Source organism: Sphaerisporangium sp. NPDC049457, assembly GCF_055586705.1.
Genome location: NZ_JBVJHR010000015.1, coordinates 43,096 through 58,223 on the forward strand (window position 1 = coordinate 43,096; position 15,128 = coordinate 58,223).

At 70.3% G+C, this 15,128-nt stretch carries 15 protein-coding genes; 12 read left to right on the forward strand and 3 right to left on the reverse strand.

The window, feature by feature from the left end; genetic code table 11:
- Positions 1-173 precede the first annotated feature (173 nt).
- On the forward strand, positions 174-833 hold the full coding sequence (locus ACZ6QO_RS23270; protein ID WP_465853686.1) for a winged helix-turn-helix transcriptional regulator: 660 nt from the start codon (positions 174-176) through the stop codon (positions 831-833).
- Between the two features lie 44 nt (positions 834-877).
- Positions 878-1,453, forward strand: a complete 576-nt coding sequence (locus ACZ6QO_RS23275; RefSeq protein ID WP_465853687.1) for a dihydrofolate reductase family protein — start codon at positions 878-880, stop codon at positions 1,451-1,453.
- A gap of 5 nt (positions 1,454-1,458) precedes the next feature.
- Here ACZ6QO_RS23275 and ACZ6QO_RS23280 read toward each other — a convergent pair whose 3' ends face one another.
- Entirely contained in the window at positions 1,459-2,634 is a 1,176-nt protein-coding gene (locus ACZ6QO_RS23280; protein WP_465853688.1) for an FAD-dependent monooxygenase, read from the reverse strand.
- A gap of 427 nt (positions 2,635-3,061) precedes the next feature.
- Here ACZ6QO_RS23280 and ACZ6QO_RS23285 point away from each other — a divergent pair, with 427 nt between their 5' ends.
- From ACZ6QO_RS23285 to ACZ6QO_RS23300, 4 genes are read left to right on the forward strand one after another with little or no spacing between them, the layout of a single operon-like run.
- Positions 3,062-5,632 (forward strand): sensor histidine kinase, encoded by a 2,571-nt coding sequence (locus ACZ6QO_RS23285; RefSeq protein WP_465853689.1) that lies wholly within the window; start codon positions 3,062-3,064, stop codon positions 5,630-5,632.
- 27 nt (positions 5,633-5,659) lie between these two features.
- On the forward strand, positions 5,660-6,085 hold the full coding sequence (locus tag ACZ6QO_RS23290) for a roadblock/LC7 domain-containing protein (protein WP_465853690.1): 426 nt from the start codon (positions 5,660-5,662) through the stop codon (positions 6,083-6,085).
- Positions 6,082-6,432, forward strand: coding sequence for a DUF742 domain-containing protein (locus ACZ6QO_RS23295; RefSeq protein WP_465853691.1), 351 nt, complete (start codon positions 6,082-6,084; stop codon positions 6,430-6,432). The genes ACZ6QO_RS23290 and ACZ6QO_RS23295 overlap by 4 nt, the downstream gene beginning before the upstream one ends.
- Positions 6,413-7,018, forward strand: a complete 606-nt coding sequence (locus ACZ6QO_RS23300) for a GTP-binding protein (protein ID WP_465853692.1) — start codon at positions 6,413-6,415, stop codon at positions 7,016-7,018. Before ACZ6QO_RS23295 ends, ACZ6QO_RS23300 begins: the two co-directional genes overlap by 20 nt.
- A gap of 228 nt (positions 7,019-7,246) precedes the next feature.
- Here the strand turns inward: ACZ6QO_RS23300 and ACZ6QO_RS23305 are convergent, their stop codons facing one another.
- Positions 7,247-8,098 (reverse strand): M23 family metallopeptidase, encoded by an 852-nt coding sequence (locus tag ACZ6QO_RS23305; RefSeq protein WP_465853693.1) that lies wholly within the window; start codon positions 8,096-8,098, stop codon positions 7,247-7,249.
- A gap of 300 nt (positions 8,099-8,398) precedes the next feature.
- Between ACZ6QO_RS23305 and ACZ6QO_RS23310 the strand changes: the two genes are divergently transcribed.
- From ACZ6QO_RS23310 to ACZ6QO_RS23325, 4 genes are all read left to right on the forward strand, one after another.
- On the forward strand, positions 8,399-9,952 hold the full coding sequence (locus ACZ6QO_RS23310; protein ID WP_465853694.1) for an alpha/beta fold hydrolase: 1,554 nt from the start codon (positions 8,399-8,401) through the stop codon (positions 9,950-9,952).
- 122 nt (positions 9,953-10,074) lie between these two features.
- Positions 10,075-10,251 (forward strand): LuxR C-terminal-related transcriptional regulator, encoded by a 177-nt coding sequence (locus ACZ6QO_RS23315; RefSeq protein ID WP_465853695.1) that lies wholly within the window; start codon positions 10,075-10,077, stop codon positions 10,249-10,251.
- Positions 10,252-10,351: 100 nt separating this feature from the next.
- Positions 10,352-10,822 carry a nitroreductase family deazaflavin-dependent oxidoreductase gene (locus ACZ6QO_RS23320; RefSeq protein ID WP_465853696.1) on the forward strand — a complete coding sequence of 157 codons (471 nt, stop codon included), beginning with the start codon at positions 10,352-10,354 and terminating at the stop codon, positions 10,820-10,822.
- A 282-nt stretch (positions 10,823-11,104) separates the two neighbouring features.
- The gene (locus ACZ6QO_RS23325; RefSeq protein WP_465853697.1) at positions 11,105-12,577 is read left to right on the forward strand and encodes a hypothetical protein; all 1,473 of its coding nucleotides are present in this window, start codon (positions 11,105-11,107) and stop codon (positions 12,575-12,577) included.
- Between the two features lie 95 nt (positions 12,578-12,672).
- Here ACZ6QO_RS23325 and ACZ6QO_RS23330 read toward each other — a convergent pair whose 3' ends face one another.
- Entirely contained in the window at positions 12,673-13,659 is a 987-nt protein-coding gene (locus ACZ6QO_RS23330; protein ID WP_465853698.1) for a scabin-related ADP-ribosyltransferase, read from the reverse strand.
- Between the two features lie 80 nt (positions 13,660-13,739).
- Between ACZ6QO_RS23330 and ACZ6QO_RS23335 the strand changes: the two genes are divergently transcribed.
- Entirely contained in the window at positions 13,740-14,102 is a 363-nt protein-coding gene (locus ACZ6QO_RS23335) for a hypothetical protein (RefSeq protein WP_465853699.1), read from the forward strand.
- Positions 14,103-14,513: 411 nt separating this feature from the next.
- Positions 14,514-14,903, forward strand: coding sequence for an Lsr2 dimerization domain-containing protein (locus ACZ6QO_RS23340; protein WP_465853700.1), 390 nt, complete (start codon positions 14,514-14,516; stop codon positions 14,901-14,903).
- Positions 14,904-15,128 lie beyond the last annotated feature (225 nt).

Consider the following 15,128-nt stretch of genomic DNA (forward strand, 5'->3'; position numbering starts at 1 on the left):
CCCGGACCCGCGCCGCCCGGTCATACTCGCACCCGCGCGGTTGGAACGAAACATATTCGGACAAAACAAGGTCGCCCGTGATCACGTCGAGGAACGACCCGGCCGTCCGGCGACAACTCCTAATAAGAAAGCATAACTCCTTAAATAGGAGTGACTGTGCTAGCCTGACGGGCATGAGCGACAGACGGAGCTACGGAGACTCGTGCGGCGTGGCACGCGGCCTCGACGTCATCGGCGACCGGTGGGCCCTGCTGGTGGTGCGCGACCTCCTCCTCGGCCCCAAGCGCTTCAACGACCTGCTCGCCGGCCTGCCCGGCGTGAGCCCGAACGTCCTCACCCAGCGGCTGGCCGACCTGACCGGCCATGGCGTCGTCCGGCGTCGCGACCTCGGGGCGCCCGCCCGCGTGCACCTCTACGAGCTGACCGAATGGGGCCGCGAGCTGGAGCCGGTGCTCCTCCGGCTCGGGCGCTGGGGAAGCGAGGCGCCCTCCCCGCCCGACCGCGAGCTCGGCCGCGATTCCCTGATGCTCGGCGTCAAGGCCCGTTTCGACGCCGCGCGAGCCGACGAGCTGCGCGGCACCTACGAGCTGCGCGTCGCCCCCGAGACCTACGTCGTCGACGTCGCCGACGGGTCGATGGAGATCCGCCGCGGCGACGCCGGGCGGCCCGACGCGACGCTCACCACCGACCTCGACACCCTGCGCGCCGTCTGCGCCGGCCGGCGCACGGTGGCGGACGCCGTCCGCTCCGGCGACCTGCGCCTGGACGGCGACCCGCGTGCGGCGCGCAACCTGACCGGCATACTCCAGGCGCCGGCCTCGTCACCCGCCTGAGACATCCAGAGAAACGGACGGACATGGGCCGCCTCATCCTCCACATGCAGACCTCCATCGACGGATGCGTCGACAGCCGCGTCCCCGGCTCCACCTGGAACCTGTGGGACTGGGGTCCCGACTGGCCCTGGAGCCCCGACCTCAGGAAGCGCTTCAACGGCCTTCTCGACTCCGTCACCGGCATCGTCCTGAGCCGGCCGATGGTCTCCGAGGGATACCTCGGCCACTGGGGGCGGACCGCCGACGAGCACCCCGGCGACCCCGACTACCGGTTCGCGCACCGCATCGGCGAACTGCCCAAGTTCGTCATCACCGAGCGCGGCACCGCCTCGACCTGGCCGAACACCACGGTCCTCACCGGGCCGCTCACCGAGTCCACGCGGCGGGCCAAGGCCGCCTCCACCGGCGACCTGGTGTGCTTCGGCGGCGCCGGCTTCGCCCGCGCGCTGTTGCGGCACGACCTCGTCGACGACCTGCTGCTCGCCGTCAATCCCGGCGTCGCCGGCGACGGTCCCCGCATCTTCGACGCCTCGATGGCCCACGACTCCTACGACCTGGCCGAGGCGTTCCCGTCGGCCTGCGGGGTCCTTCTCGTCCACTGGACGAAGCGCCACCGGTGACCTGGTCAGCGCGCCAGGGGCTCGGCGTCGACGTCGTGGCCGTAGAGCCAGGCGATGTGCCGCAGGATGCCCCCGCGTCGCAGGCCGGCGTCGCGCTCGCGCTGTTCGGGGCCGTCCGGCAGGTGGTTGTACTCGGCGCGGCCCCGGCTCATCGACTGCACCCGGCCGGCGCGCGGCCTGCGGGTGGCCTCGTAGGCGAGCAGGGCCTTCGGCACCGCGTCCGGGCCGGCGTCGCGCAGGCAGCGGGCGAGCACGACGGCGTCCTCGACGGCCTGGCCGGCTCCTTGGGCGAAGAACGGCAGCATGGCGTGCGCGGCGTCGCCGAGCAGGGTGACGCGGCCGGTCGTCCACCGTTCCAGGGGGACGCGGTCGTAGAGCGCCCAGCGTTTGGCGCCGGGCGCCGCCTCGATGAGCCGCCGCAGGCTCTCGTCCCATCCCTCGAACTCGCGGGCGAAGTCCGACAGGTCGCCGTCCGCCGTCCATGACTCAAGGCGCCACCCGCCGGCGGGCACGACGCCGGCGACGTTGACCAGGCGTCCGCCGGACACCGGATAGTGGACCAGGTGCCGCCCGGGGCCGAGCCAGAGCGTCTGCACCGGCCGCCGCGCGTACTCGGGGGCCTGCTCGGCGGGGACCAGGGCGCGGAAGGCGCTCAACCCGGAGAACCTGGGCGCGACCTCGGTCACGACCAGCGGCCTGATGGCCGAATGGATGCCGTCGGCGCCGATGACCGCGTCGGCGCGCACCTTGGTCTCGCCTCCGGTCCGGTGCGCGAAGGTGATCTCGACCTCGGAGTCGTCCTGGTGGAGCGCCACGCAGCGGTGGTCGAGGTGGACGACCTCCTCGGGCAGCGCGCTCTTGAACAGCGTCAGCAGGTCGGCCCGGTGGGCGGTGTGCAGGTTGGCGCCGTACAGCCGCTCGCACGCCTCCCCCATCGGCTGCGTGGAGATCACCCGCCCGTCCGCCCAGCGGCGGAACTCCCATGCCTCCTCGATCCAGACCGCGAACCGCGACAGCGCGTCGCCCAGTCCGAGCCGCGCGATCGACCGCACCATGTTCGGCCCGACCATGATCCCCGCGCCCACCTCGCGCAGCGCCGGCGCCTGCTCGTACACCAGGGCCTCGACCCCGGCCCTGCGCAGGTGGAGCGCCGCCGCCAGACCTCCGAGCCCACCTCCCACGACCGCCACCCGTAAGCCCACACATGCCCCCAAGCCAGGAATCCCCGGTAGATCACCCTTGTTGATCGCATGTTCATCTTGACGCGTGCGGCGAAGAGGATCCAGAGTCGTACGGCAGGCCGGGATCAGGGGACCGCGTCCGAAATCAGTGACTCACCGTGGCGCTCCCGTCACGGCCATCACCGTGCGTGTACGGTGGGCCACTCTCAACGAACATCGATATACAATCTTCGCTAACCCATCTTGATGCACTTGTACCCCAGTGGGCATAGTTGTCCAGATCATCGGCGCAGTGGTCGTCCCGGGGAACGGCTCCAGCCCGCGTCCGCCCACGGCGCGCCGCACAAGAAATTGGACACGATAGATGAGCTCGCCCCCACCGATCCGCACGAAGCTCCTCAGGATCCTCGTACTCCCACTGGTATCCATGGTCGCCTTCTGGGGCGTGATCGCTTACTCCAGCATCACGGAGATCACCGAGATCTCCCGCACGCAGAGCCGCTGGCAGGCCATCGGAGCGCCGGTCCTGCAACTCGTCTACGAACTCCAGCGGGAACGCCAGGTCTCCGCCCAGGCCCGCAGCACCAGCAACGACGAGGCGCTGGCGGAGCAGCGGCGGCTGACCGACGACCGCGTCGAGCAACTGCGCGAGCTGATCGGATCGCTCGGCCAGCAGAGCCAGGACGACACCCCCGCCGAGGTGCGCACCCTCGTGACGGCGCTGGACTCGGTCGAGACGCTCCGCCGGTCCGCCGACACCGGCAGGCTGTTCCCGCCCATTCGGGTCATCGAGGCGTACAACCGGCTGATCGACGACGTCAACCGGCAGCTCAACACCGGTGACGCGCTGAGCGACGTCTCGTCCGACCGTGCGGTGCGCGGCATGGCGGCCTACAACAGCAGCGCCGAGTACCTCGGCAGGGAGAACGCCGTCCTCACCAGCACGATCGTGCAGCGCCGGATGACCCCGGCCGACCGCGCCGCGTTCGTGGCCGCCATGACCGGCCGGCGCATCGCCATGTCGGACGCCGGCCGCGACATCGGGTCCGACCTGCGCGTCCAGTTCGACAACCTCGTCGGCGGCCTTCCCTACCGGCGGCTGGTGGAGGTGGAGAACAGGATCTACAGCTGGAGCACCAACGGCGTGCCGCCCGTGAACGCGGACGACTGGAGGAGCGACACGAGCCTGCTGCTGCAGACCATCAACCGCGACACCCAGAACCAGCTGTTCTGGACCGAGGAGGCGCGGCAGGCGACCAAGGTCGCGGCGTACTGGCGCATCGGGCTGATCCTCGGCCTCGGCCTGCTGGCGGTCATCGCGTCGACCCTGCTCTCCTACCGGTTCGGCAGGTCCATGATCATCGAGCTGAGGCGGCTGCAGAAGTCGGCCGTGGAACTGGCCGAGCAACGGCTCCCCCGGCTGGTCGAACGGCTGCGCGCAGGTGAGGACGTGGACCCGGCGACCGAGGCCCCGCCCCTGGACTCCGCCCGCACCGCCGAGACACAGCGGGTCGTGCAGGCGTTCTCGGCCGTGCAGCGCACCGCCGTGGAGGCGGCGGTCAGCCAGGCGACGCTCCGCAAGGGCATCGGCCAGGTGTTCCTCAACCTCGCCTGGCGCAACCAGGCGCTGCTCCACCGCCAGCTCACCCTGCTCGACGCGATGGAGCGCCGCGTCGAGGAGCCGGACACGCTGGAGGACCTCTTCCGGCTGGACCACCTGACCACCCGCATGCGGCGGCACGCGGAGAACCTGGTCATCCTGTCCGACTCGACCCCCGCCCGCCGCTGGCGCGACCCGGTCCCGATCTTCGACGTGGCGCGCAGCGCCGTGCTGGAGGTCGAGGACTACACCCGCGTCGTCGTGCCCCCGATGCCGCAGGCCCCGCCGCTGCTGGGCGTCGCGGTCGCCGACGTGATCCACCTGCTCGCGGAGCTGGTGGAGAACGCCGCCGTCTTCTCGCCGCCGGAGACCACCGTGCACGTGCGGGGCATGACGGCGGCCAACGGCTTCGCCCTGGAGGTCGAGGACCGCGGCCTCGGGCTGAGCGAGGCGGCGCTCGACGAGCTGAACGCCAAGCTCGCCGACCCGCCGGAGTTCGACCTGGTGGACAGCGACCGGCTCGGCCTGTTCGTCGTGGCCAGGCTCGCGGCCCGGCACGGCATCAAGGTGTCGCTCCGGCGCTCCCCGTACGAGGGCACCACGGCCATCGTCCTGCTGCCCGTCGGCCTGCTCGCCACCCCGGACGCGCCGGCCGTCGAGATCGCGCCGGATCGCACGGCCGCCCCGGCTCCGGCCGTTTCCGGCTGGTGGGAACGTTCCCAAATACCTTCGCCGCGGGACGCCACGATGGCTCCCGGCCGCGCGGACCGCATCCCGCCGGGCGGCCGGCCGGACACGGCCGGCGGGCCGGGCGCCGCGGGCCGGCCCGTGCGGGCGCTCCCCACGCCGCCGATCGCCGGCCAGCGGGCGCTGTCCGCCCCGGACGCGCCACCGGCCTCCCCCGCCCGGCCACCCGCGTCCGCCCAGCCGTCCTCGTTCGACCGGCCATCCACGTCCGCTCCGCCGTCCTCGTCAGGCCGGCCGTCGGCGTCCGCTCAGCCGTCCCCACCGGGCCGGCCGCCGATGTCCGCCCAGCCGTCGGGGGGGGGGGGGGGGGGGGGGGGGGGGGGGAAAAGGAGGGGGGGGGGGGGGGGGGGGGGGGGGGGAGGGGGGGGGGCCTACTGGTCTCTCTTTCAAGGCCCTCCCCCCCCCCCCCCCCCCCCTCCCCCCCCCCCCCCCCCCCCTTTTTTTTCCCCCCCCCCCCCCCCCCCCCCCACGACCTGGACGGCCTGCCGATACGGGTGCGGCAGGCCAGCATGGCGCCCCAGCTGCGCAAGACGCGGGCCGCCGAGCAGCGGGAAGTCACCGCGCGGTCCCCCGAGGAACTTTTCAAGATCATGTCGTCCATGCAGCGCGGCTGGCAACAGGGCCGCGGCGAGGCCGAGCAGAAGTAGATGACGCGCAACCGAAAGGAGGGCCATTCCAATGCCCGAACCCAGACCTGAACTGAGCTGGCTGCTCGACGACCTGACCCAGCGCGTCCCCGGCGTGCGGCACGCCATCGTGCTGTCCGGGGACGGCCTCGCCATGGGCGGTTCCCGGGGTTTGACCCGGGAGGACGCCGAGCACCTGTCCGCCATCTCCGCCGGCAGCCACAGCCTCGCCCTCGGCGCGGGACGCCACTTCGGGCTCGGCGGCGTCCGGCAGACGATCATCGAGATGGAGGACGGCTTCCTGTTCGTCACCGCGGCGGGGCAGGGGGCCCGGCTGGCCGTGATCGCCGCGGGCGACGCCGAGCTCGGCATGGTCACCTACGAGATGGCCCTCATGGTCAAGCGCGTCGGCGAGCACCTGACCGCGCTGCCGAGAGGAGCCGCTCCCGCGCCCGCGTGGAACGGCACACGACAGTGACAGGAGACGATCCCGGGCCGCTGGTCAGGCTCTTCGGACTGACCGGCGGCCGTGCACGCCCACCTGGCGAAACCTTCAACTTGGTGGCCATCGTCACGACCGTCGGCATGCCTTTCGAACAGGCGGACCTGACCCCGGAGTACCTCGCCATCCTGAAGACGTGCCGCACCCCCACCCCGGTCGCGGACGTCGCCGCCCAGCTCAAGCTCCCGATCAACATCACCCGGGTGATCCTGGGCGACCTGCGTCGCGAGGGCCTCGTGACCATCGACCGACCCCAGCCTGCCGCGCAGGCGATCGACGAACGCATCTACAGGGAAGTGCTGCATGCGCTACGCAGCCTCTGATCGGGCCGCCGCCCCCGGCGCCGCCCCGGCGATGGCAATCAAGATCCTCATCGCCGGCGGCTTCGGGGTGGGCAAGACGACCATGGTGGGCACGATCAGCGAGATCCGCCCGCTGCACACCGAGGAGCTGCTCAGCGAGCGCAGCGTCGGCGTGGACGACGTGTCCGGCGTCGAAGCCAAGATCACCACGACGGTGGCCTTGGACTTCGGCCGCATCACCGTCCGCGACGGACTGTGGCTCTACCTGTTCGGCACCCCCGGCCAGGACCGGTTCTGGTTCATGTGGGACGAGCTGGCCCTCGGCGCCCTCGGCGCCGTCGTGCTCGCCGACACCCGGCGCCTGGAGGACTGCTTCCCGGCCGTCGACTACTTCGAGCAGCGCAACCTGCCGTTCGTGGTCGCCGTCAACTGTTTCGACGGCGCGCGCCGCCACGACCCCGTCAAGATCCGCCGAGCCCTGGGCCTGGACGGCGTGGCGCCCATCCTCCTGTGCGACGTGCGCGACAGGGACTCGGTCGCCCACGTCCTGACCACCCTGGTCACCTACGCCGTCGGCGACAACTTCGACCCCTTCGTCCCCGCCTGATCCCGGCCTGTTCCCCATCCGATTTCCGGCTGATCTCCGGCTGATCTCCGGCTGATCCCGCCTGATCCGTCCGATTCCGCGGCTTCGGCTAGCGGGGCGGCGCTCCTCATCCCCCCAGACGACGCAGGGAGCAGGTCCCCGCGAGGGACGAGGAGCGCCGTTCACCGCATGGACGGCGGGACGGTCACGAGATCCGGACGGCCGGGTCGGCCGCCCGCCGGCCGCGTGTCAGCCGCAGTGCTCGAACGGGCTGTCGTACTTGGCCGTGCCGATCGAGCCGCCCCACTTGACGCAGGTGCGGGCCGCCTTGGCGCGCACCGGGCCGGCGTAGTACTGGTAGGTGCCCGAGTCGGTCTGCCGGGCCTTGCCCCGCACCTGCAGGTAGGCGCTGGCGGCGACCTTGCCGCTGCCGCCGTTGCGCAAGGTGGCCACGCAGTTCTGGCCGGTCGCCGAGGAGTACATCAGCACGACCCGGCCCTGCGAGCCGAGCGTCGCCGCGTCCACCTGCTTGAAGCCCGAGCCGCACACCTTCGCCGCGGTGTAGGGGTTGGAACCACCGGAGGTCGTCCGCTTGACCGCGCCGCCACCGCAGTTCCTGGAGGTCACCGACTGGCCGGGGTACTTGAACGTGGCGCCGTTGAAGGACGCGCGGACGATGCCGCCCGAGGCGGAGCGCTGCTCGTAGTGCAGGTGCGCCACCAGGCTGTACTTCGCCGAGCTCTTGCCCACCGTGCCGATCTTCTGGCCCTGCGCCACCGAGGCGCCCTGCGAGACCGTCCGCGAGTTCAGGTGGGCGTACAGGGTGCTGCTGCCGTCGGAGTGGCGGATCTTGACCAGGTTGCCGAAGCCGTTGCTCCGCTGGTACGCGGAGATCACGACCGTGCCCGCCGCCGCGGCCACGACGGTCCGGCCCAGGTCCTTGTTTCCGTCGTTGGCGCTTCCGTTGAAGTCGATCTCGTTGCCGGTGTGGGCGAAGCTGCCGCTGCTGCCCACCCACTTCTCGCCGCAGGGGAACGGGAGCTGGAAGGCGGGGCCGGCGGCGCTGACCGCCGCGTTCGCCGCCGCCGTCGAACCCGTCAACGCGGCCAAGGAACCACAAACACTCACTATCAGGATCTTCGTTCGCACAAGTGGAAAGATTGTCAGTCAGATGATCAGGTTGTCCAGAAGATCCGACAAAGTGCCGCCTGCCCGAGAGGCGTCCCACCCGTCCGACGCGGAGCGCCCCGCACACGCATCCTCGAACCGCCGTCCTGCCGCAGTACGACATCACCGCCGCGACGGGTGGTATCCCATTTTTTCCTGTTTCTCCTTGCAAGTATGCGCTGATCCGCTACGGTCCCACGTTCCGACAGAGGATCGACTAGAGACTGGAGCATTGTGCGAAGAAGAGTCTCCTGGTTCGCCGCCATCCTCGCGATGGCGACGGTTTTACCGGTCTCGACGGCCAGTGCGGACACCGAGGTCCTGACGGCGCAAACCATCGCTTGGGCGCCTTGTGAGGAGGAGCCTGCCGCCGAGTGCGGCACGCTGAGCGTGCCCATCGACTGGTCGAAGCCGAGCGGGGCGAAGGTGGACATCGCCGTCGCGCGGCGGAAGGCCACGGATCCGGCCGCTCGGGTCGGTTCGCTGGTGATCAATCCCGGTGGTCCGGGTGGGTCCGGGGTGGAGGCCGTGTACGGCGCCCCCGGGTCCTACACCGAAGAATTGCAGCGACGGTTCGACATCGTCGGCTTCGACCCTCGGGGCGTGGGACGCAGCAACCCGGTGATCTGCTCGGCGTCGGTGTACAACCGGATGCCCCACACCGTCATGAGAAGCCAGGCCGACTTCGACGCCTGGAACGCCTTCACGAAGAAGCTGCACGCCGACTGTCGCGCTCGTACCGGTCCGCTGTACGACCACGTCGACTCCGCCGACGTCGCCCGTGACCTGGACGCGCTCCGCGCCGCCCTGGGGGAGGAGAAGCTCACCTACTACGGCATCTCGTACGGCACTCTGATCGGCCAGATGTACGCCGAGCTGTTCCCCGGCCGCGTCCGGGCCCTCGGGCTCGACAGCAACATGGACCACAGCCTCGGCGTCGCGGGCTTCCTGGCCACCGAGGCGATCGCCGTCGAGGACGCGTTCGACCAGTTCGTCGGCTGGTGCGAGCAGGACACCGGCTGTGTCCTGCATGGACGTGACATCCGTGCGATCTGGAAGGATCTGCGGGCGAAGGCGCGGCGCGGTGAGCTGAAGTACCCCAGCACAGGCCAGACGATGACCGAACTACAGGTCATCTACAACGCCGCATTGGGCACCGAGGGGCCGGACTGGCACCTGCTCAGCGAGGTGATCAACTGGTTGAACGGTGGGCCGCCGCCGGAGTGGGTGCCCCCGCTGCCAGGCCGGCAGCCCGTGGAGGGTGACGTCGCGTATCTGCCGACCGCGGTTCTCTGCCAGGACTACGACCTCCGGGTGCGCAACTACGAGGAGTACGCCACACTCATGCGCGTCTCCGCCCGGCTCGCACCCGACACGGGGTACCACCCGTACCCGATCGACGATCTGCCGATCTGCATGAATCACCCGACCACCAACGCGCCGCACGCGCTGCGGTACACCGGCGACGCCCCGCTGCTGCTCGGGAATTCCGTGCATGACCCGGCCACCCCGTGGATATGGTCGGCCAACGCGGCCCGTCAACTCGGGCCCAAGGCGGTGCTGCTCACGTACGAGGGCTGGGGACACCGCATCTATGGCAAGGACAAGTGCCAGGACGACATCTTCGACGAGTACTTGATCTCGCTGAAGGTGCCGCCGCACGGCACGCGCTGCGCCGTGGGCACCCCCGAGGAGAGCCTGCTCAGGCGGCGGACGCCGTCGCGGACATGGCCGACCGGCTCGAACCACTGGGCGGCCGGCCGGGTCGCGGCTTCGCCCGTCTCCTGACTCCGGAAGCGGGCCTCCGCCCGGGCTGCTCGTCCGGGTGAGATTTGTGCGCCTATCAAGCGGGTGGGTGCCTTCGAACCACGGCACGTCCTGTGGTTCGAAGGCACCCACTTCTCGCCCTCATGGCCGAAGGCCGTACGAACGTCGGCATCACCCGGCGCCTGTGGCTCACCGACCGCACCGTGGAGACCCACATCGGCTCGATCATGTCCAAGCTCGGCCTCCCCACCACCGACGAGGACCACCGCCGCGTCCTGGCCACCCTGACCTACCTCCGCGCCTCGTCGCCACGGCCATAACACTCTCCCCAGACCCGACAACAGCGACATATAACCCGGGGCCGCCTCGTCGCCCGCGCCGCACATGCGCACGCGCGCGACGAGTGGTAAGCCGGTGTCCATGAACATCGCGGACATCATGGCCACGCTCGGAGCGCGAGCGTTGCGCAACCGCCGGCTGGTGCGCGCCCCCATCTGGCTGTACCGGGCCGGCCTGGGAATGCTGTTCGGATCGCGCCTGCTGATGCTGGAGCACATCGGCCGCACCACGGGCGCGCGCAGGTTCGTCGTCCTGGAGGTGGTCGAACATCCGGCGGCGGACGAGTACGTGATCGTCTCCGGCTTCGGCGAGCGAGCCCAGTGGTACCGCAACGTCACGGCCGACCCGCACGTCAAGGTCTCCTGCGGCCTCCGTCGCGACGTCCCGGCTCACGCGACCCGCCTGTCCCGCGAGGACTCGGCCGCCGCTCTCCACCGCTACGCCCGCGCCCACCCCCGAGCCTGGGCGAACCTCCGCGCCACCATCGAACGCGCCACCGGCGCCCCGGTGGAGACCCTCCCCATGATCCACCTCGAACTGACCCGCCGATGAGTTCCGCCGGTATCGCAGGACCGCAGCGCCACCCAACGCGCCATATTCCGACATGTCATGATTTACGGAGATTTCGCCTATCGATATATGGCCCACACAAAAAATCCGAAACGAAAGCCCAGATCAGAAGCCAATACAATTGCATTGGAACGCTTCACTAAATGCCGCGATCGGCTTAATGTCCTGGACATGTCCCCACATCACACGTCACTACCGTGCGCACTCATCGACGAGTCCGTACCGTGCTTTCAAAACCGCATCTCCTACGAGTACAACGGTCTCGTGACGCCCGTCCTGCCGGACGACCTCAGCCCTCTCGTCGCGGAGCAGAGGGTCGCCAAGAGCCACCTCAAGAACAAGAAATACGAGGTCACCTCAACCGTAGGACCGCTGACCGACATGGAGAGGGCGGCCCTCACCTGGCTGCTGGCCGGATTCTGCGGGGATGACAAGGCCGGGTTCGAGTACCGGCAGGTCTTCCCGCTCGCCGGCGGCCCCGGCGCCCCGGTCGGCCAGGTCATCCTGTCCTACGACCCGGACCTCAACGGCTCGGCCGTCCTGGTGGGCCGCGGCCTGCCGCTGGGCGGCCCGGCCGACGCCTCGTCCAAGGAGACCCTGACGCAGGCGCTCAAGCAGACCTACTCGCTCGGCGAGATCCGCGGCCCCTGGACCGCCGGGGAGCTGCTCAAGGTGAGCCGCGCGCTCGCCCTCACCAGCGCCGCCGACCGCGGGGCCCTCGTCGGCGTCGAGCTGGAGCGCGTCGCGAGCCTTTCCGACAAGGCCGAGCTGGCCGGGGAGACCGAGCACACACTCGGGCAGTTCTTCGACAGGGTCGGCCCCAACGCCGGCCATCCTGGCGTGATCCTCATCGCGAACAAGGCGTTCGACAACGACACCGTCGGCTTCTTCGGCGGCACCGACGGCGTGCCCACCCGCCCGCCGAGCTTCCAGGTGATCCTGCACGAGGTCGGGCACGCCATCGAGTCCGCCGTCCGCCGCGCCGACTCGCGCGTCAACGCCGAACGGGTGCTGGCGAGCGTCTCGGCGCAGGTCCCGCCGCGAACCGCCGTCCTGCCGCAGAACGACATCACCGCCGCGACGAACCTCAAGTTCAAGGACCTCGTCCGCTGGGATCCCATCACGGACCGGGCGAAGACCGCGTACGAGGCCGTGGCGAACAAGGCCGAGAACGCCGACCAGCTCATCGGCGAATGGCGCGCCACGATGCCGGACTACGCCGAAGCCCTCCAGGCGATGAAGGACGGCAAGGGCGCGAACGGCGCGATGGCGATCCGCAGGAAGCTCATGAGCCAGTGGAACAGCATGGTCGAGATCATGGAGTTCGTCGACGACCTGATCAAGTCCGTCAACGGTCCCAAGCCGTGGGCGGTCTTGCCCGGCAACTTCACCGACATCACGCAGGACCGGCTGCCCGAACTCAAGCAGGCGCCCTGGCTCGACTTCCACGACGAGATGCTGCGCTTCTGCACGCTCCAACACCACGCCGCGCTGTGGCGAGCCAAGTACCAGGGTGGCGGAAAGAAGATGACAGGCCGCGAACGGGAATTGAACAAGTACGTCAACGCCAAGTCGATCAAGATCGACCTGACCCCCTACACGGCCAAGATGAAGACCGGCGGTGAACTCTACGCCGAGTCCTACGGGATCTGGCGCGTCCACCCGCAGGCCCTCGCCACCCACAACGCCGATCTGTTCACCTACTTCAACGACGACCACTACCTCCAGGGCGACTGACCGCTCCCGAGCCGGCCGGGACCTGGGCCCACCCCGGCCGGCTCGCCGGCCGGGGGCGTCCCGCCACACGATGTACCGCATGATGCGGCCCTGGCTCACAGGTCCAGGTCGGGACGCGGGTCGTAGTGCGGGTTGGGGATGAAGTCGCCGAACCCCTTCTTCTCCGCGTCGTACGGCCAGGCGCCGCGGATGAACCTGCGGTGGACGCCTCCGGGGAACTCCTGGAAGGCGGCCCGCTCGGACATCTGGACCCCGCCGGGAACGTTCAGCTCGTACACGGCGCCGCTGCGGCCGTCCACCAGGTGATGGCTGTAGACCTCGGCGGAGCGGCGGTCCCGCGTGACGTGGACGATGGCGCCGTAGTCCTCGTGCGGATGGAAGCCCTGCTCGAAGACCGTCTGAGGGGGACGCATGTCGCCCCGATAGAGGGGCTCGGTGTCGGTGCGCCACCTCGGGCTCACCGGGATCCTCCTGCGGCTGCCGGCGTACCGGTTCGCGGTGTCCCGGTAGCGGGCCATGACCTGGTCGATGGGGACGCGGCGGTCCGCGGCGGCGGTCAGGTAGTAGCCCGGCTCCCGGGGGAACGGCTCCGGCCTGCGCAGCAGGTTGACGGCGCGCTGGAGCATCGCGACGGGCCCCCGTCTGGTCGCGTCGAGCAGGTCGTTGTGGATCCTGCGCATCATGACGCGCAGCGTGAGGCGGTGCGCCGCGAAACCGAGCGTCGCGACCGTGGAGGCGACGACCGCGATCGTGACGATCTTCTGGACCCGGATGATCTGCGAGCCGGCGATAAGGGCGTCGCCGATGTGGCGGGCGGCGCGGGCCCCGTCGCCGGCGCTGCCCGCGGATCCGGTCACCGGGTGGCTCCGGACGGCGGAGAAGGAAGCGACGGCGGTCCCCCCGTTGCGGACGGGCACGCCGGCGGCGCGGTCGTCCGCCTCCCTCCCCCTCCGTTCGAGGTCCTCCGCGAAGGTGATCCAGCGCCGCCCGACCGCGTCGAGGACGTCCTCGTCGACGTTGGGCCAGGGCACGCCGAGGATGTTGAGCGCCGAAGCGACTCCGTCGGGTAGCTGAAGCCCCATCGGGCGGCTCCTCCCACGCGAGGGTCATCGTGAGTAAGATCACCTTAAATCAAGGCATCGTAGGGCTGAAGGCGGTGGCGGTGCTGGAACCAGACGACAAGATCGACGTCTCGCACACCGATCTGCACACGACGGGCTCCGCGCTCACAGAGATCGGCGCCGGCCTGGCGGACGAGATCGCGAGGTTCCGCGACGACCTCATGGGCACGCTCAACCCGTGGGGACAGGACGAATCCCCCGTCGGCGTGATCGGCTCGGTCTACACCGCGCTCACCGAGCACGCGTTGGGCACCTTCGAGTCGATCGCCGACTGCTACCAGTCAGAGGGCGACAGGCTGGTCAGGATGTCGGGGAACTACGTCCGCGGACACGCCGCGACCAGCGAGGCCCTCGACCGGCTCGCAGATCCCGATCAACCTTCCTGGCCCACCCCGCCCCTCTGACCACCCGGCCCACCTGATCGCCGGCCCCACGTGTCCCATGGCCCACGTGTCCCGTGTCCCACATGTCCGGTGACCCGTGGGTCCGCCCGGCCCCTCGGCCGGCCGCACCATTGGGCGGCCGGTCCGCCCTCGGGCCTCGCGTACGAGCGTCGCCGCGCTCATGGTGCAATCGTCAGGTGGGTGATCCAGAGCTGGCGATCCTCGTCGGACTGCAGGGGACCGGCGAAGCCCGGACGAGCAGCCGCGTCTAGATCGCCGGCGCGACGAGAGTTCGGCCTGGCGCGGCTCCGTCTGTCCGGCGACACTTCCGGCGAGTCAATCACACGATCATCATTCGAACACCAGTATGATGCCACGGTTCAGACAGACAGACGATGATCCATCCGGAAAGGGCCGCACGTGGCGCAGAAGGTGATACTGGTTGACGACCTCGACCACTCCGAGGGCGATGACGTGGCGAGACGAGAGTTCCCGCTGCTGAACCGGACCTTCGCCATCGACCTGTCCGACGCCAACCAGCAACGGCTGAGCGAGGCTCTGGCGTTCATCGAGCAGGTCCTCGAAAGCTCCCGCGAGGTCAAGCAGGCGACGCGGTCGAAGAAGGCCGCCGACACCTCCCCCCGCCTGCACGGCTACACCCTCACCGACGTCCGCGAATGGGCCCGCGAGGAAGGCCTGGACGTCCCCGCCCGGGGCAAGGTCGCCGACGAGCTCCTCGAGAAGTTCATCGCCGCCCACCCCGACGCCGCCACCACGAACGCGGCGCCGGAGGACCGAAGCGAAGCACCCCCGGCCGCCTGAGCCCGATCTGCCAGCCGGGCGACCTGCGCGCCGTACGCCGTCGCGGCCGACTCATCGATCGAGCGCCGGACCGGCACACCGGCCGGGGGGGGGGGGGGGGGGGGGGGGGGGGGGGGGGAGCCCCCCCCCCCCCCCCCCCCCCCCCCCCCCAACACCCCGAACACACAAACCCCCGACCAAACACCCCACCCCACCCCACCACCCTCCCACCCACCCCCCCCCCTC

Bases quoted from the DNA above. Each gene is read 5' to 3' on its own strand.
- ACZ6QO_RS23290 (WP_465853690.1), top strand. From the start codon at position 5,660: ATGCCCGAACCCAGACCTGAACTGAGCTGGCTGCTCGACGACCTGACC.
- ACZ6QO_RS23320 (WP_465853696.1), top strand. From the start codon at position 10,352: ATGAACATCGCGGACATCATGGCCACGCTCGGAGCGCGAGCGTTGCGC.
- ACZ6QO_RS23330 (WP_465853698.1), bottom strand. From the start codon at position 13,659: ATGGGGCTTCAGCTACCCGACGGAGTCGCTTCGGCGCTCAACATCCTC.
- ACZ6QO_RS23270 (WP_465853686.1), top strand. From the start codon at position 174: ATGAGCGACAGACGGAGCTACGGAGACTCGTGCGGCGTGGCACGCGGC.
- ACZ6QO_RS23315 (WP_465853695.1), top strand. From the start codon at position 10,075: ATGGCCGAAGGCCGTACGAACGTCGGCATCACCCGGCGCCTGTGGCTC.
- ACZ6QO_RS23285 (WP_465853689.1), top strand. From the start codon at position 3,062: ATGGTCGCCTTCTGGGGCGTGATCGCTTACTCCAGCATCACGGAGATC.
- ACZ6QO_RS23275 (WP_465853687.1), top strand. From the start codon at position 878: ATGCAGACCTCCATCGACGGATGCGTCGACAGCCGCGTCCCCGGCTCC.
- ACZ6QO_RS23300 (WP_465853692.1), top strand. From the start codon at position 6,413: ATGCGCTACGCAGCCTCTGATCGGGCCGCCGCCCCCGGCGCCGCCCCG.